Annotated in this window: 19 protein-coding genes and 1 tRNA gene; 11 read left to right on the forward strand and 9 right to left on the reverse strand. The window is 58.9% G+C overall.

Going from position 1 to position 17,065, the window contains the following annotated elements:
* Positions 1-25: 25 nt before the first annotated feature.
* Positions 26-1,183: an MFS transporter gene (locus E2K99_RS16510; RefSeq protein WP_039784817.1), complete on the forward strand. Its 1,158-nt coding sequence runs from the start codon at positions 26-28 to the stop codon at positions 1,181-1,183.
* Positions 1,184-1,263: 80 nt separating this feature from the next.
* Here E2K99_RS16510 and argE read toward each other — a convergent pair whose 3' ends face one another.
* A complete protein-coding gene (gene argE / locus E2K99_RS16515; protein ID WP_134222915.1) occupies positions 1,264-2,466 on the reverse strand; it encodes an acetylornithine deacetylase in 1,203 nt (400 codons plus the stop codon).
* Between the two features lie 519 nt (positions 2,467-2,985).
* Between argE and E2K99_RS16520 the strand changes: the two genes are divergently transcribed.
* Entirely contained in the window at positions 2,986-3,477 is a 492-nt protein-coding gene (locus tag E2K99_RS16520; RefSeq protein WP_134222916.1) for a response regulator, read from the forward strand.
* A gap of 79 nt (positions 3,478-3,556) precedes the next feature.
* On the opposite strand, the gene E2K99_RS16525 is transcribed toward E2K99_RS16520, so the two are convergent.
* Entirely contained in the window at positions 3,557-3,805 is a 249-nt protein-coding gene (locus E2K99_RS16525; protein ID WP_134222917.1) for a hypothetical protein, read from the reverse strand.
* A gap of 337 nt (positions 3,806-4,142) precedes the next feature.
* Between E2K99_RS16525 and E2K99_RS16530 the strand changes: the two genes are divergently transcribed.
* Positions 4,143-5,066 carry a GGDEF domain-containing protein gene (locus E2K99_RS16530; protein ID WP_134222918.1) on the forward strand — a complete coding sequence of 308 codons (924 nt, stop codon included), beginning with the start codon at positions 4,143-4,145 and terminating at the stop codon, positions 5,064-5,066.
* 20 nt (positions 5,067-5,086) lie between these two features.
* The gene (locus E2K99_RS25935; protein WP_240733736.1) at positions 5,087-5,350 is read left to right on the forward strand and encodes a hypothetical protein; all 264 of its coding nucleotides are present in this window, start codon (positions 5,087-5,089) and stop codon (positions 5,348-5,350) included.
* Positions 5,351-5,539: 189 nt separating this feature from the next.
* Here the strand turns inward: E2K99_RS25935 and E2K99_RS16540 are convergent, their stop codons facing one another.
* The 4 genes from E2K99_RS16540 to E2K99_RS16560 all read right to left on the reverse strand — a co-directional run bounded on the left by E2K99_RS16540 (position 5,540) and on the right by E2K99_RS16560 (position 8,630).
* Positions 5,540-6,151 carry a hypothetical protein gene (locus E2K99_RS16540; protein ID WP_134222919.1) on the reverse strand — a complete coding sequence of 204 codons (612 nt, stop codon included), beginning with the start codon at positions 6,149-6,151 and terminating at the stop codon, positions 5,540-5,542.
* 147 nt (positions 6,152-6,298) lie between these two features.
* Positions 6,299-6,655: a CPCC family cysteine-rich protein gene (locus E2K99_RS26225; RefSeq protein WP_134222920.1), complete on the reverse strand. Its 357-nt coding sequence runs from the start codon at positions 6,653-6,655 to the stop codon at positions 6,299-6,301.
* 1,331 nt (positions 6,656-7,986) lie between these two features.
* On the reverse strand, positions 7,987-8,172 hold the full coding sequence (locus tag E2K99_RS16550) for a hypothetical protein (protein ID WP_205703688.1): 186 nt from the start codon (positions 8,170-8,172) through the stop codon (positions 7,987-7,989).
* Positions 8,173-8,553: 381 nt separating this feature from the next.
* Positions 8,554-8,630: transfer RNA gene (locus E2K99_RS16560), tRNA-Met, on the reverse strand.
* Positions 8,631-8,830: 200 nt separating this feature from the next.
* Here E2K99_RS16560 and E2K99_RS16565 point away from each other — a divergent pair.
* From E2K99_RS16565 to E2K99_RS16580, 4 genes are all read left to right on the forward strand, one after another.
* A complete protein-coding gene (locus tag E2K99_RS16565; RefSeq protein ID WP_134222921.1) occupies positions 8,831-9,397 on the forward strand; it encodes an NUDIX hydrolase in 567 nt (188 codons plus the stop codon).
* Positions 9,398-9,414: 17 nt separating this feature from the next.
* Positions 9,415-10,158 carry a leucyl/phenylalanyl-tRNA--protein transferase gene (aat, locus tag E2K99_RS16570; RefSeq protein ID WP_134222922.1) on the forward strand — a complete coding sequence of 248 codons (744 nt, stop codon included), beginning with the start codon at positions 9,415-9,417 and terminating at the stop codon, positions 10,156-10,158.
* Positions 10,159-10,278: 120 nt separating this feature from the next.
* Positions 10,279-11,007 carry an arginyltransferase gene (locus E2K99_RS16575; RefSeq protein ID WP_034341208.1) on the forward strand — a complete coding sequence of 243 codons (729 nt, stop codon included), beginning with the start codon at positions 10,279-10,281 and terminating at the stop codon, positions 11,005-11,007.
* A 151-nt stretch (positions 11,008-11,158) separates the two neighbouring features.
* Positions 11,159-12,226 (forward strand): quinone-dependent dihydroorotate dehydrogenase, encoded by a 1,068-nt coding sequence (locus E2K99_RS16580; RefSeq protein WP_134222923.1) that lies wholly within the window; start codon positions 11,159-11,161, stop codon positions 12,224-12,226.
* Positions 12,227-12,297: 71 nt separating this feature from the next.
* Here E2K99_RS16580 and E2K99_RS25560 read toward each other — a convergent pair whose 3' ends face one another.
* Positions 12,298-12,441, reverse strand: a complete 144-nt coding sequence (locus E2K99_RS25560; RefSeq protein ID WP_157845704.1) for a hypothetical protein — start codon at positions 12,439-12,441, stop codon at positions 12,298-12,300.
* Positions 12,442-12,680: 239 nt separating this feature from the next.
* Here E2K99_RS25560 and E2K99_RS16585 point away from each other — a divergent pair, with 239 nt between their 5' ends.
* The 3 genes from E2K99_RS16585 to E2K99_RS26110 all read left to right on the forward strand — a co-directional run bounded on the left by E2K99_RS16585 (position 12,681) and on the right by E2K99_RS26110 (position 14,548).
* Positions 12,681-13,280, forward strand: a complete 600-nt coding sequence (locus tag E2K99_RS16585; protein ID WP_134222924.1) for a gamma-glutamylcyclotransferase — start codon at positions 12,681-12,683, stop codon at positions 13,278-13,280.
* 35 nt (positions 13,281-13,315) lie between these two features.
* Positions 13,316-13,735 carry a hypothetical protein gene (locus tag E2K99_RS16590; RefSeq protein WP_039784805.1) on the forward strand — a complete coding sequence of 140 codons (420 nt, stop codon included), beginning with the start codon at positions 13,316-13,318 and terminating at the stop codon, positions 13,733-13,735.
* 681 nt (positions 13,736-14,416) lie between these two features.
* Complete coding sequence (locus E2K99_RS26110; protein ID WP_256497413.1) at positions 14,417-14,548, forward strand: hypothetical protein; 132 nt, start codon at positions 14,417-14,419, stop codon at positions 14,546-14,548.
* 138 nt (positions 14,549-14,686) lie between these two features.
* Here E2K99_RS26110 and E2K99_RS16595 read toward each other — a convergent pair whose 3' ends face one another.
* The gene (locus tag E2K99_RS16595) at positions 14,687-15,535 is read right to left on the reverse strand and encodes an alpha/beta hydrolase (RefSeq protein ID WP_134222925.1); all 849 of its coding nucleotides are present in this window, start codon (positions 15,533-15,535) and stop codon (positions 14,687-14,689) included.
* Positions 15,532-16,950, reverse strand: coding sequence for an HdeD family acid-resistance protein (locus tag E2K99_RS16600; RefSeq protein ID WP_240733737.1), 1,419 nt, complete (start codon positions 16,948-16,950; stop codon positions 15,532-15,534). Before E2K99_RS16600 ends, E2K99_RS16595 begins: the two co-directional genes overlap by 4 nt.
* Between the last annotated feature and the right edge of the window lie 115 nt (positions 16,951-17,065).

Below are 17,065 nucleotides of genomic sequence, written 5' to 3' on the forward strand. Positions count from 1 at the left end.
TCTCCACCCTCCACCTGGACTGCGCATGAACTGGCCCCTGTTTGCCCTCGCCGTTGCCGCCTTCGGTATCGGCACCACTGAATTCGTCATCATGGGCCTGCTGCCCGACGTTGCGCTTGATCTGGGTGTCACGGCCCCGGCCGCAGGCATGCTGGTCTCGGGCTATGCCCTGGGCGTGGCCGCCGGTGCGCCCATCCTCGCCATCCTTACCGCCAAGTGGCCGCGCAAGCAGGCTCTGGTGGGGCTGATGTGCCTGTTCATCCTCGGCAATGTGCTGTGCGCGCTGGCCCCCAATTACCCGTTCCTGATGGTGGCGCGGGTGGTCACCGCCTTCTGCCATGCGGCCTTCTTCGGCATCGGCTCGGTGGTGGCAGCAGAACTGGTGACGCCGCAGAAACGCGCACAGGCAGTGGCGCTGATGTTCACCGGCCTGACCGTGGCCAACATCTTGGGCGTGCCGCTGGGCACCGCCTTCGGCCATGCGGCGGGCTGGCGCTCCACCTTCGGCGTGGTGACCGGCATCGGCGTGCTGGCCGCCGTCATGCTGTGGACCATGCTGCCCAAGAAGATCCCCATGCAGGCCGGGAATATCTTCCAGGAGTTCCGCTCCATCATTGATACCCGCGTGCAGCTGTCGCTGCTGACCTCGACGCTGGCCTCGATCAGCATGTTCAGCGTGATCACCTACATCGCCTACATCCTGCTGGACGTGACCGGCTTCAGCGCCCGCGAAGAAAGCTGGGTGCTGCTGCTCTTCGGTGCCGGCATCACCGTGGGTGGCCTGGTCGGCGGCAAGCTGGCGGACTGGAAACTGATGCCGGTGATGTGCGGCGTGTTCCTGTGCATTGCCATCGTGCTGGGGCTGTTTTCCTTCACCAGCCATTACAAGTGGCCGACGCTGGCAACGATGTTCGCCTGGGGGGCCTTCGCCTTTGCGGTGGTGCCCGGTGCGCAGATCCGCGTGCTCGACACCGCACGCGGCGCGCCCAACCTCGCCTCGACCCTCAACCAGGGGGCCTTCAACCTCGGCAATGCCACTGGCGCCTGGGTCGGTGGACTGGCGATCTCGGCCGGCCTGCCGCTGACCGACCTGCCCCTGATCGGCTCGGTCTTCGCCCTGCTGGGCCTGGTGACGGTGGCCGTCTCGGCCTCGCTGGACAAGCGCGTTCGCGCTCCGGCCTGACTCTTCCCCGCTCCGAAAAAAAGGCGCTTGACCCTCACGGGCAAGCGCCTTTGTTCATTCCGGCGAAGATGCTGAAGCGATCAAACCGCCTTCAGATGCGCCGAAGCGACGAAGTTGTCGAAGAAACTTTCACATCGGGCCAATTGCTCCAGTGTCACGAACTCGTTGGGCTTGTGCGCATGGATGATGTCGCCCGGCCCGCAGATCACCGCCGGCATGCCGGCCTGACCGAACAGCCCGCCTTCGGTACCGAAGCCGACCTTGCGCGCGCGTTCACTACCCAGGATGCGCAGTGCCGAACTCACCAGCGGATCATCGGGCGACGTGCTCATGCCCGGATAGGCCGTCAGCGTTTCGAATTCGATGCGCCCCTGCGCACCTTCGATCTGCATCTGCGGCAGCACTTCCTGTTCTGCATATCGCTTCACTTCGTCGAACACCCCGGCCGGATCGATACCGGGCAGGAAGCGGTGTTCGAACACGAACTCGGCCTTGTCCGGAATGATGTTGGGCGCGTTGCCGCCATTGGAGAGCGTGGTGACGATGGAGGAATACGGCACGTCGAAGTCGTAATCCTGCGCTTCCGAATGGCGCACGCGCAGCGCGATCTCGCGGATCTTCAGCTGCATCATGGCCGCATAGTCGATGCTGTTGATGCCCAGGTGCGGACACGACGAGTGCGCCGCATGGCCATGCACCGAGCAGCGATAGGAGCGCTTGCCCTTGTGTGCGATCACGGGCTGCATCATGGTGGGCTCGCCGATGATGACGCCGGTGGGCTTGATGTCATTCTGCTGCAGGTCCGCCAGCAGTTCGCGCACCCCCAGACAGCCCACTTCTTCATCGTAAGAGAACGAAAAGTGCAGCGGTGTGTGCAGGCGATCCTGCGCGATGGCCGGCAGGCGCGCCAGACAGACCGCGATGAAACCTTTCATGTCGCAAGCGCCGCGACCGAATAATTTGCCATCGGCCACATGCGCCACGAAGGGGTCGGTATCCCAGTTCTGTCCCTTGACCGGCACCACATCGGTATGTCCGGAGAAGACCGTACCGAAGCGGCCGGGACCGGTATCGCCCAGGGTGGCAAAGAGATTGGCCTTGCGCCGTTCGGCGTCGTAGGTCAGGCGGGTGGTGGCACCGTGGCGTTCGAGAAGATCGCGGACCCATTCGATGAGGCCCAGGTTGGATTCGCGGCTGATGGTGTTGAACCCGATGAGGGTCTTGAGGATGTCCAGCGTCGCCTCGGTCGGTTGCGCGGCGGCTGATGTCAGTGGTGCATTCATGATGATGGTGTGCCTGTTCAAATCCGGAACGGCGGGCCAGCGGTCAACAGGACAGCAGGCTGCATGTTCCCTCAGAAGTGCAGCAAGCGGCGTGCCACGGCGGGCGCATGCTGGCATAGCGGCCGGTCCAGGCAAACGGTGCCCGCGCTGATCAATTCCCCCGATTTTCACAATCTCACCTGACGGGAACTGCATGATGCAACCGGGTTCGCTGGCGTGCAAATGAAGGTTTAGCTTACACCGCAATGCAGATAGGGGTTGGGGAGATGAAGGATCTTGACGGCGGAGGCCTGGATGCCCGCCGGCAAGGATTTGCCTTGAGAGCCAATTGAAACTCGCACGACCGTCTTGTAGACAGTGACAACAGCGTTTATCAGGAATTTCCTGCTAGGAGCTTTTTCGCATTTTTGTCAGACTGCAGATGAAGTTTTGTGCCCGGAGCAGCGCCCGCAGAGGTCAGCATGGATTCCCGTGGCACAGGAATGGTGATCAGGGTCACTACAAGAGAAGGACAAGACCATGAAACCGCCGATCATACTGATGATTGAGTCGAACGGCGAAGCAGTAGAGCTGGCGCGCTTTGCGCTCTGGCGCAACAATTTTCACTGTGTATTGCAGTGGGTTGACGAAGCAGACGCGGCCATCGAGGGACTGTTGCAGCGCCGTGCGGATGGCGAGATGCAGCTGCCGGGCATGATCTTTCTGGACCCAGGCATGATGGAAAACAACGGCCTGGACTTCATCCAGGCCATGAAGGCGGGCCGCGACACGCGTGCGGTGCCGATCGTGGTATTTCCGGACAGTGACTATCCGCCGGAGATGCCTGCCTTGCTGGAAGCGGGAGCCGTGGAATACCTGCTCAAACCCGAGACGGCCCAGCAGTTCATGGAGGTGGTGGTGGACCGTGCGCGGCGCTGGAGCAAGCGGCGGCGCAGGCGTTCGGCTTCAGCTTCGACTTCCAATGCAAGTGCGGGCACAAGGGAGGCGGACGGAGAAGCTGGAACATCCTGAGCGGAAAGGAAAAACGCCGTGTGCTTCAGTGCTCACGGCGTTGTTCTTGTGCCCGCGCGATGGGCGGGCGAGGTGATGCTTATTTCTTCACGCGCGTACTGATGTGGCCATCGAATTCGCGCTGCGCGGCTTCGAGCTTCTTGAGGGCTTCCTGCCAAGGCTGGTAATCCGCCTCGGTGAGCCAGGAGCCGCCGGGATTCTGCTTCCACTGTTCGAGCTTGGCGGTCATCTTTTCATATTCTTCCAGCTGCGCGACCAGCAGGGATTCCATTTGCGTCTTCAACTCTTCGGCACGGACGATCCAGGGGTCTTGTTCCAGTTCTGACATGGGCGGCTTTCCTTGGTGTGAATAATGTGTCGGATGCTATCACGAAGAGGGCTGCTTGCAGCCGGGAGGCGATTCAGGTGCACCAGGGCCCTTCTCTTTGACGGCGGCGGCAGCGACTCCGGGCTTCCAGCCGAGGCGGGGAAACGACTGACACAGACATTTCCAAGAAACGAAAAAGAACCTGCCGAGGCGAAAAGCACTTCACTGAGGGTCAACGGCCATAATGAAGCCATTTATTCCGCTGTTTGGAGCGAAGGATGTCTCAAAGAAATTAAATATAATGTCGACTACCCAATTTTCCCGGCAGCCTTTCAGAGGCATCAAGGCGTATAAGTAAATGAGATCGACATTAACGGAACTTGGTGCCGAGCTAGCGTTATATTCAATTGACGCAGTGAGCGACATGATTATTTGGCTCGACGAAGACGGATTTTACGTATTCGTCAATAAGGCTGCCACAGAGTTTTTAGGCTATACATCTCAAGAGCTAAGTCAATTGAGGGTCTGTGACATTGATCCAGACTTTGACGAGGTACGCTGGAAAGATCATTGGAAGGAGCTTGAGATAAAGCAGTCCGTTTGTCTGGAAACGACCAACAGGAACAAATCTGGCCAGATTATTCCAATTGAAGTGAATGCAAGCCTGGTTCAATTTGAAGGAAGAAGATTTAATTGCTCTATCGTTCGAAATATCTCTGAAAGGAAGCGTACTGAAGCCTCACTGCTCGCGCTGAACAAGCAAATCTATTTGCTGAGCATTACCGATGACCTGACCCAAATAGCGAATCGACGCTATTTTGATGAGGTGTTTAAAAGAGAGCTTCAACGTGCGCTAGAACAGAACATTCCTTTTTCTTTGGTTCTTATCGACGTCGATTATTTCAAAGCATTCAATGATCTATACGGGCATATACAAGGAGATCATTGCTTAAAACGCGTAGCGGCCACGATCAGCGCATTGATTCAATCGCCGAATGAATTGGCCGCGAGATACGGAGGGGAAGAATTTGTATGCATTCTGCCTGGGATGTCTCCCAATAATGTTTTGATATTTGGTGAGAGACTAAGACAAGCAATCCAAGATCTCGCAATTCCACACAATGGATCTTCTTTCGGGACTATCACCGTCAGTATCGGCGTGTCGACCTTGGAGATTGCCAGCAACATCTCGACCGAGAACCTGCTCTTTGAGGCTGATCAACATCTCTATCGCGCCAAAGCGAACGGTCGCAATCGGGTCGAAGGAAAACCTGGCCGGTAGCTCAAGGTGTTACCAGGATCATGCCACAGTCGCCTGTAGTGGTTTCTGGCTCCAAGGAAGAGATCGATGCTACGGAATGGTGGTCGAAGACCGGCACGCATTCCATCACGGGAAACGGCTTTACTTTGTGCATCGCGTTCAAGAAAAAAACCGAACCGGGCGACACTGAGCGCGAGCTCGATCATGATCCAGAGGAAGGCATCACCGGCTTGAAAGCGGAGTGGCGGACAAAGCCAAAAAGAAGAACAAGGGCATTGAGCTGGTTAGCAAGGTCCACAATATGAAAACGTTCAAACGAACTTACACCATCAAGCAAAGTGCGAAACGTGCCGCGGCTCTACATCAGGCCAAAATCAAAGAGGTCCGCGAGATCATCTCGGAAAACAAGCAAGATTCATCAAGAATAAAAATGAGGAAAACTCCAGCAGGGGTTTTCCTCTAAATCATCGTTGGCCTTTACAACCTCATCTACATTACTTCGCCGTTGTAGCGTTCGACTCGCGTGCAATCTCCTCGTTGAAGTTGGCATTAAAAGAGACATTCTGGAGAGCCCAGCGATCCTTGAAGCGGTACAGAGTCAGCTCAAACAGAACAGGCTGGCGTTCATAGTTCAACATGTACTTCATGTAGACGTAACGGGTGCCGATGGTGCGTTCCGAGATCATCTCGGCGTCACCGAACTTCCCCATTGACTGTTGGTAGGTCTTGACCACTTCGCGCAGACTCCGGATCTGGTCAGAAAGCTCCTTCGCATAGGGAGATGTCTTCGTGAGGTAGTCCAGCGCTTCCATCGGTTTTCCAGATTGATACAGAGACAAGAAACGCTCAGGGATGCCATCGTAACGATCGGCTGCGTATGCATTCAACGAGAACATCAACATGATAGCAATCAAAAAGCGGCGCATGGTTTTCTCCTGGTCAGGTAGTGGCCCCGTCAATCGCTGGGCCATGGAAAACATCATGCAATGGCTAGGTTGCCGCTGTGTTTCGTGCCGTCGAATTTTTATTACAACTGAAATCTGCAAGGCGTTCCAAGATTTAAACGCTTCAATTTCCGAGATTTCCTGCATTTCATGACGTGACATATCAAATGCCTGCACGTCAAGACACACCAATTGATTACCAAGGATAGGCGCTAAAAGTCGCGCTGCATTGGAATGCGTGGAAATAGGAAAGCAGGGAGATCATCTCGGGGAGCAGGTCAACTGCTGGCCGGAACCCGACTTCAAACACTATCGGCTAGAGGCAGGTCGGCGCCAATAGTATAAGTCCCCAACGGATGCCCCTCTCTTGAGTTCAATTTCATTGATATCAGGAACATCAACACGTCGCTCCCAGAGAGGAAACCAATGGCAGTCTCGCGTATCATCTCCCGTGACCTTGCGGGTATTTTTCGCCATCTCTTTGTTGCATGCACCGAACTGCACAAAGTTGACTTGCGACTCTATCAGGCTAGCGGGATTAGCGCCGTGGACATGAGGATAGTACAACTGCAGCTCGTCATCCTCCCAAAAACAGATGGGACAAATATCGTATGAACCGGGCGGTGCAGGAAAGACCTCATAGCCGCAGCAAGGGCAGGTAAACATATTCTGGTACGTCTCGTTGTGGCCGATAGTGGAGAATCCTAACTCAAAGAAACCACTGGGTTAGCCGGATGCGGAATCCAGCTATGCGCCCAGCAGATCACCAGATGGGTAGATAGATGTGGGCGCGGGATTTGTCCGTTATCTACCCTTCAGAATTAGCTAAAAAGTTGCTAGGAGCGTCCCGCTTCTGGCAGGTTGGAAGGTCCGCATCCGACCTATAGCATTCATATATTTGCGGCGTATATCTTTGCTAGAAGATACCGTGTGAGAAACAAGATGACCGCACTACCGACTAGCCATGCCAGCATGAACGAGAGATAGCGAATGGCGAGTGGATCAAGTGGCTGCTTTGGTGTTCCAGATAGGTTACCCGAAATGCCGACATCAGAAAGTACCCACGTAAGGCACATCGCCATCAAGACGTATGACGCTACTGCTCCAATACCAATGAACGACCAAAAATGTTGAAGGGATCCGCGCCATAAATAGGCGAAGACACCAACCGCAAGCGCTGGGCCAATGAGTCCAAACGGAATCACCAGACTGAACGGGTTCATCGTAGAAATATTCTGATGTGGCTGAAAATACGTAGCTTAACGATTTGCAATTGTCGACATCTGACCGACAGCGGACATCTTAGCTCAAAGAAGTAACAGCATAGCCCGATGTGAAAGTGGGCAATGCATGCAGCAAATCACGCTGAGGAGCTGATGGGCGTCGGGGCGGGATCTGTCCGTTATCTCCCCTTCAGAATAAGCTGTAAAACGGACCTATAGCCCAAGAGCAGGTCACGCGCCGAAGGTCCGCTTCTAGTCGATTGCGGCCAAATTTAAGCGGAGGTCTGCTCTCGATATTGCTTAAGCTTCCCATTGCTATAGTAGTTTAAGAAATCAGACATGATTGGCGTTAGCTCTGTTCTTGCTGCGATATTCCAAAATCTTGTTTCTCCGAGCACGGGGACGAGACCATCGATGAGTCCTTGGCTGCAATTATGGCTCGCAGATGTCAGCCAGTGCTGCAATAAACGAATAACTTCCTCCAACGGGAGCTGTGATGACCTGGTGAGGGAAAGTGCATACCTGTAGTTCCCCGGAAACAGAGTTCTTATGAACTCGATACGCTCGGAAACCGACTGAGAGCGTAGCCACCTGCGAAGGTCGGTATCAACCTGTGCAGTGCCTGAACGACGGACGAACTGTTCTGGTTTGTATTGGGGTTCACACATATCAGTCATTACTTCAGCTATGTCTGCTTAGTGGATATGAAGGGCTGCTGTTGGCCGATAGCGAACACCTCAGCTTGAACAAATAATGGAGTAGCCAGATGTGGAATCAGGCTATCGTCTTTTTGACTGCATCCATCCAGTCCTGCCATGCGCCTGGGTCGGCCGGCCCTGCGTCACCGGTAATTTCCCAAGATAGCGAACTCAACAGACCGGCAATATCATCAGATTTTGTGCGCTCGTATTCCTGCTCCAAGAAATTAAACATCGCACGATACGCATGCTTGGCCGTCAACTATACTTCATCCATCTTCCCCATCCTATTTCATTAGTTCCGACCTCACCTGCGAAGGTGCGCGTACATGACCTGCGGCACACGTATGGCCCCCGCCTGCGCGCCGCCGGCGTCTCCGAAGAAGACCGGGCGCTATTGCTGGGCCACGCAAACAAGAGCATGCCTGAGCACTACGCGACTGGAACGGTGGAACGCCTGGTCGACCAGGCCAACAAGGTCGAACTCACGCGGAAGAGGATGACGATCTTGCGCGTGGTCAACGGCTGAACAAGGTCACGCAAAAGTCACGCAGGCCGTTTTTGCAGAGTCACGAAAAGCAAAAGGCCTCTAACGCGGTAACGTTAGAGGCCTTTATCTGTAAGGCTTTCGCCTTAGTGCATTTGGTTGCGGGGGCAGGATTTGAACCTACGACCTTCGGGTTATGAGCCCGACGAGCTGCCAGACTGCTCCACCCCGCGTCTGAAGAAAACAATTATAGGACAGGTAAAATCGGAATGCAAACATTTTCTGCAATCTTTTTACAGTGATACACTCCTAACCGCATTACAGCTTCCCGCAGCCGTCCAGACCAGCGTCCCAACGCCCTGTCGCCGCAGCAGGAAAATGCACCAAGGGCACTTCCCTACTATATATATAGACAGACACCTTCCGAGCCTCTATGAAATTCTGTTCCGAGTGCGGCCACACAGTCTCCCTGCAGATCCCTCCCGATGACACGCGGCTGCGCCATGTGTGCGGCAACTGCGGTGCAATCCATTATCAGAATCCAAAGCTGGTGGTCGGCTCCATCCCCGTCTGGGATCAGGATGGCCAAACCAAGGTCCTGCTCTGCAAGCGCGCCATCGAGCCGCGCCTCGGTTACTGGACCCTGCCGGCCGGTTTCATGGAAAACGCCGAAACCACCGAAGACGCCGCCCGCCGCGAAACCGAAGAGGAAGCCGGCGCACACATCCAACTGCACGAACTGTTCTCCCTAGTCAACGTGCCCCACGTGCACCAGGTCCACCTCTTCTACCGCGCCACCCTGCTCGACCTCGACTACCAGGCCGGTGTCGAAAGCCTGGAAGTGGCCCTCTATACAGAAGACCAGATCCCCTGGCAGGACATCGCCTTCCCCACGGTGGAATTCACCCTGCGCGCCTTCTTTGCCGATCTCAAGAACGTGCGCAGCGGTGAAGGCAGCTTCATGCTGCACACCGAAGACATCCGCCGCCGCATGATCTGATCCGCAGGAGCACGCGGATGATCGCCTGGCTGGACCTCGATACGCCCTTCCCCGACGTTTCCCGCGCCCTCGCCGACCCGGCCGGGCTGCTGGCGGCCGGCGCTGACCTCTCGCCGCAACGGCTGCTGGAAGCCTATCGCCACGGCATCTTCCCCTGGTTCTCCGAAGGCCAGCCCATTCTCTGGTGGAGTACCGACCCGCGCATGGTCCTGCGCACCGATCACTTCGTTGTCTCCGACAGCCTCAAAAAGACCCTGCGCCGCATCGAACGCAGCCGCCACGGCGACGGCCTCTGGCAAGTCACCTTCGATACCGTCTTCGAACAGGTCATGCAAGGCTGCGCCGGACCGCGCCGCCATGAACAGGGCACCTGGATCTCGCCCGAGATCATGGCCGGCTACACCGGCCTGCATCGCGCCGGCTACGCCCACTCCTCCGAAGTCTGGCTCAACGGCGAACTGGTCGGCGGGGCCTATGGCGTCTCCATCGGGCGCATGTTCTACGGCGAATCCATGTTCGCCCGCGTAAGCGACGCCTCCAAGGTGGCGCTGGCGCACCTGGTGTTTTTCCTGCGCAGCCACGGCGTGGACATGATCGACTGCCAGCAGGAAACCTCGCACCTGGCCTCGCTGGGCGCACGCCCGATCCCCCGCAGCGACTTCCTGCGCCACCTGCGCGCAGCCATCCAGTGGCCGCAGATCCGGGGCTGGGAGCCGCTGAACCTGCTGGAGCACGGCATCCCGTCGGCCCGACGCGACTGAGCCTGGCGCGGTTCTTCACTGCGGCCATCAAAATGGTGTAAATTGGAACCTGACTCCAAGGACCGCACGGGGCAGCAGAGACCTCGCCGCCGGCCTCCCGCAAGACAGGACAGGACGCACATGACGCATCTCAAAGACTTGCCGTTCTCCACGTTGCAGTTCTATGCAACCGCGCCCTACCCATGCAGCTATCTCGATGACCAGCAGGCCCGCTCGCAAGTGGCCACCCCCTCCCATCTCATCAATGCAGATGTGTACTCGGAACTGGTCAAGACCGGCTTCCGCCGCAGCGGCATCTTTACCTACCGCCCCTACTGCGACGGCTGCAATGCCTGCACCCCGGTACGCATCCGGGTAGCCGACTTCGAACGCAACCGCAGCCAGCGCCGTGCCTGGGAACGCAATCGCGGCCTGCAAACCCTGGTCACCAACCTGACCTACGCCCACGAACACTACGAGCTCTACCTGCGCTACCAGTGCGCCCGCCACGCCGGCGGCGGCATGGATCAGGACAGCCGCGATCAGTACGCACAGTTCCTGCTGCAGAGCAAGGTCAATACCCGCCTGGTGGAATTCCGCGAGCCTGACGGTACCCTGCGCATGGTCAGCATCATCGACGTACTCAATGACGGCCTGTCCTCGGTCTACACCTTCTTCGATCCCGACCTGCCGGCAGCGTCCTTCGGCACCTACAATATCCTGTGGCAGATCGAACAGGCGCGCCAGCTGGAAATGCCCTACGTCTACCTCGGCTACTGGATCAAGGAAAGCCAGAAAATGGCCTACAAAACCAACTACCAGCCACTGGAAGCCCTCCATGAAGGGGAATGGAGCCTGCTGGAAGGCTGAAGCAAGCTTCACCTTTGTGGCGCAACGTCTGCAAAAACAGGGGTAGCGGGATCAAATTGGGGGCAACTACGCCGCCAAGGCAGGGAATGGGCGGTGGCACGCGTTAGAATAGCGGCAGTTTTTTGGCCCCTTCTTTCCTGATCGTCCCATCGTGTCCGACAAATTCCTCTACGCGCTCGCGCGTCCGCTGCTGTTTTCTCTGGAACCTGAAACCGCGCACCATCTGGTGCTGCCTGCCCTGCGCTGTGCCGCGCGCTACAGCCTGACGGACTTCGTCACCAAAAAGCCGGCCGCCGATCCGCGTACCGTCATGGGCATCACCTTCCCCAATCCGATCGGCATGGCCGCCGGGCTGGACAAGGACGGCGCCTACATCGACGGCCTGGCCGCACTGGGCTTCGGATTCATCGAGGTCGGCACGGTCACGCCGCGCGCCCAGCCGGGCAATCCGCTGCCGCGCATGTTCCGCCTGCCGGCCGCCAGCGCAGTGATCAACCGCATGGGCTTCAACAATGGCGGGGTGGATGCCTTCGTGGCCAATGTGCAATCCTCGCGCTTCTACCAGGAGCGTCAGGGCGTGCTGGGCCTGAATATCGGCAAGAATGCCGATACCCCCATCGAGCGCGCCGCCGAGGATTACGTGGCCTGCCTGGAAAAGGTTTACCCCTACGCCAGCTATGTGACGGTGAATATTTCTTCTCCGAACACCAAGAACCTGCGCCAGCTGCAGGGGGCCTCTGAACTGGATTCCCTGCTGTCGCAGCTGAAGTCGGCCCAGCGCCGCCTGGCCGATCACCATGGCCGCTACGTACCGGTCGTGCTGAAGATCGCACCGGACATGGAGTTGGAGCAAGTGAAGAATGTTGCCGACGCGCTGCTGCGTCACCAGATCGATGGCGTCATCGCCACCAACACCACCATCACCCGCGATGCCGTGCAAGGCATGCCGCATGGCGAAGAAGCCGGCGGCCTGTCGGGCAAGCCGGTGCTGGAACTGTCCAACCAGGTGATCCGTGGCCTGAAGGCAGAAGTGGGCGACGCCCTGCCCATCATCGGGGTGGGAGGTATCTTCAGCGGTGCCGATGCGCGCGCCAAGATCGATGCCGGCGCTTCACTGGTGCAGCTGTACACCGGCCTGATCTACCAGGGACCGGCGCTGGTGCATGAATGTGCCGAGGCGCTGCGCGCTCCGCAGGGCCCGGTCGCCGCGCATCACTGAAACCATCCGTCGCGCGCAAATGAAAACAGCAGGCCGCGTGCCTGCTGTTCTTCTTTGGGAAATCGCCGCGTTCAGTCCTTGGACGACTCCTTCTTGAGATTGAAAATCCGGCGCGCATTGGCATCGGATTCGGATTTCTTTTCAAAGTCGGTCTTTTCGCAACCGGCCAGCACAACACCGACGACCAGCGTCAGCAGCATGACGACGACACGCATGATATTCCCCTGAAGATTCGGATGAGGCCCCGGATGGCCGCACTCCCCTCCCAAGGGCAGGCGGACAGCGCCGCCGCATGGACCGTTGCGGCCAGCAGAGGGGGCCGGCAGGCTGCATTTTATGCGCAAAAGTTCAGAATTCGATGACTATTCCTGAAAGTTTTCGCTCAAAAACGCCTGCCTGTTCCCCTCTATAATGGCAAGCTTCCGACGCCCGGCCGTCGCCCTGCTCAGTCTCCATGTCCGTCAACACCATCGCCATCAACCGCCAGATGCGCCGTTTCGATGACCAGGCCAGCGTCTGGCTGTTCGGTTACGGCTCCATCATCTTCAAGGCCGATTTCCCCTATCTGGAACGCCGTCCGGCCCACATCACCGGCTGGGCGCGACGCTTCTGGCAAGGCTCGCACGATCACCGCGGCACCGCCGAGGCACCGGGCCGGGTCGTGACCCTGGTGCCTGAAGAAGGCGCCGACTGTGCCGGCATGGCTTACCTGATCACGCCAGAAGTCTTTGCCCATCTGGATCATCGCGAAAAGAACGGCTATCTGCGCCTGGCCACCACCATGCGCTTCGAGGACGGCCAGGCAGCAGAAGGCCTGATCTACATCGCCGCCGAGGACAATGAAGCCTTCGCCGGCCCGGCCAGCGAGCTGGAGATCGCGCGCCAGATCGCCGGTGCGGTCGGTCCCAGCGGCCGCAACAGCGAATACCTGCTCAAGCTGGCCCAGGCCCTGCGCGACCTGGGCGCCGAAGACCGCCACGTGTTCGCCATCGAACAACATCTGCTGCAACTGACCGGGCAGCCAGCCGTGCTATCGTCTGCCTCTCGCTCCTGAGCACCGCATTGAACACGCCCACAAGGAAGAAGAACATGATCAAGTCCCTCGCTGCCAGCCTCACCCTCCTCATGGCGCTGACCGCCTGCACCACCCCGGTGGAGCGCACCGCCAGCGGCGATATCCCGGCCGCCCGCGTCTACATCAAGAGCATGACCGAACAGGCCGCCGGCCTGTCGCAGATCAGCTTCACGCGCGCCGCCGGCCTGCTCAACAATGACATGCTGGAACTGGCCATCAACGATGTCGTGCTGGCCCAGATCGCCGGTGGCGAGCGCTTGTCGATCTGGCTCAAGCCCGGCAGCTACGATTTCAGCGTCAAACGCGTCAACAGCCTGGGCAGCAATGCCGGGCCGACCACCGACAAGCTGACCCTGCAAGTCGCCCAGGGCGGCAGCTACCAGATACAGATCAGTACCGAATTGCGCGGCCTGAACCTGCAACTGGCCAAGTAAGCCTGATCCTCCGACGCAACAAATTGCGCCGGATTGCGCAGTTTTACACTTCAGCCCCTGTGGTACGGACGACACACCGTATCACAGGGGCTGGTCGCTTCTGGCCAGACGTAATTGTCAAGCCATTGATTTAAAAGGAAATATTTTCCAAATCCGGACGCCCCTGACAATGCAAGGCGACATTATTCACAAATCAGATAACTGGTATTGGGATTCAAAAGTGGAAGCACGCCCGTGAAGCGAATATATTGCAATGCAACAGATCAATTTCTTCCTCACGGAGCTCACCATGAACATCGTCGCCGACATCCTCCCGTACACCCTGCTCATCGGCGCCATGGTCGCGCGCTACCTGATTTCGGTCAAGTAAGCAGCCTCCTGGCCGGGTGATCGCCGGTCTCCGCAAGGAGATCTGCTGGCATCCCGGAGCAGTCCTGAAAAGCGGTCATTGTCGCGTTGCAACGCTGACAATCCGCTTTTTCTTTTGCCCCGGATTGTCCGCATGATTCGCACCATTCCGGCGCAAAATTGCACCATTATCATCATTCTTGATATCTGGACGATGTTCCCTGGTGCAATGTTTGTGGTCGGCTGCAGGTAAATGTCAGGTCGCGGCCTCACTTGCAAAGCTGCTGCAGCGCATTACACTCGCAAGCTTTGCCAACGCAACGAAAGTGAAGCATGAAGCGACTTGCCTCTCTCCTCGCCGCCTCCGCCCTGCTGCTGGCCGTGCAAGGCTGCGCCTGCGCGCCCGGCTTCGTCGGCTTTGACAGCCGCTGCCAGTTCATCAACGTTCCCAGCGGGCAACCCTGAATGAACAAAAGCGCCGGATCGGCTCCTTGGCGGAGCCCGTCACGGCGCTTTACATGCGTAATTTCAGGTTAAATCCTGAACCCTTCTTCACGCTGATTTCAGCGTTCATCTTTCCATCCCGCCTGCTTTGTCCGGTTTTTACTCCGCAGGCGGCAGTTGCCCCAGCCACTCCCGCAAATCGTGCATGGCCTGCTCGCGCAGCCCGGCTTCCTCGTTGAAGATCTCGTGATAGGCCGAGGCATACCAGTGCAGCGTCTTGCGCTCGCCCGGCAACGCCTCGAAGAAGGCCCGGCTGCCGCGCGGGGCGACGAAGGCATCGTCTCCCGCCACCTGCAACAGCACCGGCCGCGTGAATTGGGCGGCATCTCGCGCCACATGGTGCATGGCATCGAGCATGAAATTGAGCATGCGCGGCGCAATCTTGCCGTGGTTGAGCGGGTCCTGCCGGTAGGCCCGGACCTCATGCGGATCGTGCGAGATGCGCTCGGCCGGCAAGGCGGTCGGCAGGGCCAGCCCCGGCGCGATGGCCGACGACACCTTCAGCAGCAACCGCTGCCAGCCCGACAAATCCAGCGCCAGGGCCGGCGAAGACAACGCCAGTGCCCGCACCGGACTGAAACCGCCAGTGGCAAACCGCGCCGCCACCAGCCCGCCCATGCTGTGGCCGAACAGCAGCGGCGTACACTGGGTGCGGCGGCTGAAGTCATCGAAGGTCTGCTTCAGGTCTCGCAGCAAGTCATCCGGCTGGATCAGGCTGCCCTGCCGCCCTCCTGAATTGCCATGGCCGCGATGGTCGCAGATGCGCACCGAACAACCCGCTGCATTGAACAAGTGCGCCAGCGCGGCATAGCGCCCGCCGTGCTCGCCCAGTCCATGCACCATCTGCACGGCCGAAGTGGCCCCGGGCAGCAGCCAGTCGCGGCAAAACAGCCGGGTGCGGTCAGCGGCGTCGATCCAGTGTTCCTGTACCGGGAGGGGAAGCGTCATGTTTTGTCGAGAAGAGTGGAATTGACGTCGGCCTGGCGGCGCGCGGTGCGCCAGGCCTTGCGCAGGCGGCGGCTCTGGCGCAGGGCGAGGTGCAGCGATGCGGCCCAGGACAGCGGACGCGGATGCACCACGGCGCGCAGCGCGCGGGCATAGTCCAGCACCATGCCGGGGGTCCAGGCCATGGTCACGGCGCGTTTGCGGATCTGGCTGGCGACCCAGATCTCCGGCGTGAACATCATCCTGACCGCATTGAACCAGTGCCGGTCGCGTCCGCCGATGACGCCTTCCAGCGCGGCCTCCAGCGCATGCGCCACGGTGCTGGAGCAGTTGCGATAGGTCAGGTTGTAAATCTCGGTCTGGCGGTAGTGCTGCCAGAAGCGGTCCAGCGAGGGACGGCGGTAATCACGGAAAACGATCTTCTCGGTCGATTCGCACCAGGCGGCGGCTTCACTGCGGTAGTCGGTCAGGTAGCGGCCCTTGACGTCATTGTCGGCCGTGGCCCGCAGCAGGCGGGCGAACTGGTCCGGCGAGCGGTCGATTTCTTCGGCCGGATAGAGACTGATGTAGAGCTCGGGCAGGATTTCCAGCGCCGCATGGCCGGTCGAGATGACGCCCTGGTTGTCGACGGCGGCGATGTAGCGGTCGATCAGCGGCTGCCGCCGGGCGGGGCCCTTGGCACTGCCGGCGGGCGTCCACACGTGCACGGTCAGCGGGGGCTGTGCCCCGGAAGGCGGCTTTGCCGGGGCCGGCGCCCCGGCACCCAGTTGCGCCTGCAGGTCCGACGCACCGTCATGCAAGCCGGCATCAAACGGGCGGTCATCGCCGCTGTTGCGCTCAACCAGTACATCGGCCGAGGCTTGCTGCGGCAGCATGCGGCTGCGCAGCGCCAGCCAGATCATGTTCCAGCCGCCAAAGACCAGGCCCAGCCCGATGCAGTAAGGCACCGTGCCCTTGTAATGGGTGGGATAGGGCTGGAAGAAAAAAATCGCCAGCGCAATCTGCACGATCCCGCCGAACATGGCCATGCGCCAGCGCGGAAAGCGCACCACCAGCGCCGAGGTGATCTGCAGCGAGCCGCCGATGGTGAAGGCAATGCCAAAAAGCATGGCCAGCGCCATGTTGCTGGCCTGATGTTGGGTAATGACCAGCACGGCGATGAGCAGGAACAGCCCGCCCTTGGCATAGCGCAGGGTCTTCTGGGCACCCATGCCGCTGTTGGCGACCCACAAGGTCACCAGGCTTTCCACCAGCAGCAGATAGCCGAACAGGGTCAGCGGGAAATTGAGCACGCCATCGAGCGCGTCAATGATCAGCGAGACGCCGATGGTGCCCCAGGCCAGACCGGCCACGGCCAGTGCATGCCAGTTGCGGCGGATGAAATCGGCACCCAGCAATAACAAGACAAGTCGTATCACGGCATTCTCCGGGGCATGCGCCCTTCCCTTTGCGATCCCGCATTCTGGGGGATTCCCTGCGGCGAGGCAAATCGGCCTGCCGGCAAGGCTGGCCGAAGCGGACGCAATCGCGCAC

Origin of the sequence: Herbaspirillum huttiense, assembly GCF_004367745.1 — a bacterium.
Taxonomy (GTDB): Bacteria; Pseudomonadota; Gammaproteobacteria; order Burkholderiales; family Burkholderiaceae_D; genus Herbaspirillum; species Herbaspirillum huttiense.

Coding starts and splice junctions, on each gene's coding strand:
- aat (WP_134222922.1), top strand. CDS start 9,415: ATGATCGCCTGGCTGGACCTCGATACGCCCTTCCCCGACGTTTCCCGC.
- E2K99_RS16540 (WP_134222919.1), bottom strand. CDS start 6,151: ATGTCACGTCATGAAATGCAGGAAATCTCGGAAATTGAAGCGTTTAAA.
- E2K99_RS16510 (WP_039784817.1), top strand. CDS start 26: ATGAACTGGCCCCTGTTTGCCCTCGCCGTTGCCGCCTTCGGTATCGGC.
- E2K99_RS16530 (WP_134222918.1), top strand. CDS start 4,143: ATGAGATCGACATTAACGGAACTTGGTGCCGAGCTAGCGTTATATTCA.
- E2K99_RS16525 (WP_134222917.1), bottom strand. CDS start 3,805: ATGTCAGAACTGGAACAAGACCCCTGGATCGTCCGTGCCGAAGAGTTG.
- E2K99_RS16595 (WP_134222925.1), bottom strand. CDS start 15,535: ATGACGCTTCCCCTCCCGGTACAGGAACACTGGATCGACGCCGCTGAC.
- E2K99_RS16520 (WP_134222916.1), top strand. CDS start 2,986: ATGAAACCGCCGATCATACTGATGATTGAGTCGAACGGCGAAGCAGTA.
- E2K99_RS16575 (WP_034341208.1), top strand. CDS start 10,279: ATGACGCATCTCAAAGACTTGCCGTTCTCCACGTTGCAGTTCTATGCA.
- E2K99_RS16565 (WP_134222921.1), top strand. CDS start 8,831: ATGAAATTCTGTTCCGAGTGCGGCCACACAGTCTCCCTGCAGATCCCT.
- E2K99_RS25560 (WP_157845704.1), bottom strand. CDS start 12,441: ATGCGTGTCGTCGTCATGCTGCTGACGCTGGTCGTCGGTGTTGTGCTG.
- argE (WP_134222915.1), bottom strand. CDS start 2,466: ATGAATGCACCACTGACATCAGCCGCCGCGCAACCGACCGAGGCGACG.
- E2K99_RS25935 (WP_240733736.1), top strand. CDS start 5,087: ATGCCACAGTCGCCTGTAGTGGTTTCTGGCTCCAAGGAAGAGATCGAT.
- E2K99_RS16590 (WP_039784805.1), top strand. CDS start 13,316: ATGATCAAGTCCCTCGCTGCCAGCCTCACCCTCCTCATGGCGCTGACC.
- E2K99_RS26110 (WP_256497413.1), top strand. CDS start 14,417: ATGAAGCGACTTGCCTCTCTCCTCGCCGCCTCCGCCCTGCTGCTGGCC.
- E2K99_RS16585 (WP_134222924.1), top strand. CDS start 12,681: ATGTCCGTCAACACCATCGCCATCAACCGCCAGATGCGCCGTTTCGAT.
- E2K99_RS26225 (WP_134222920.1), bottom strand. CDS start 6,655: ATGTTTACCTGCCCTTGCTGCGGCTATGAGGTCTTTCCTGCACCGCCC.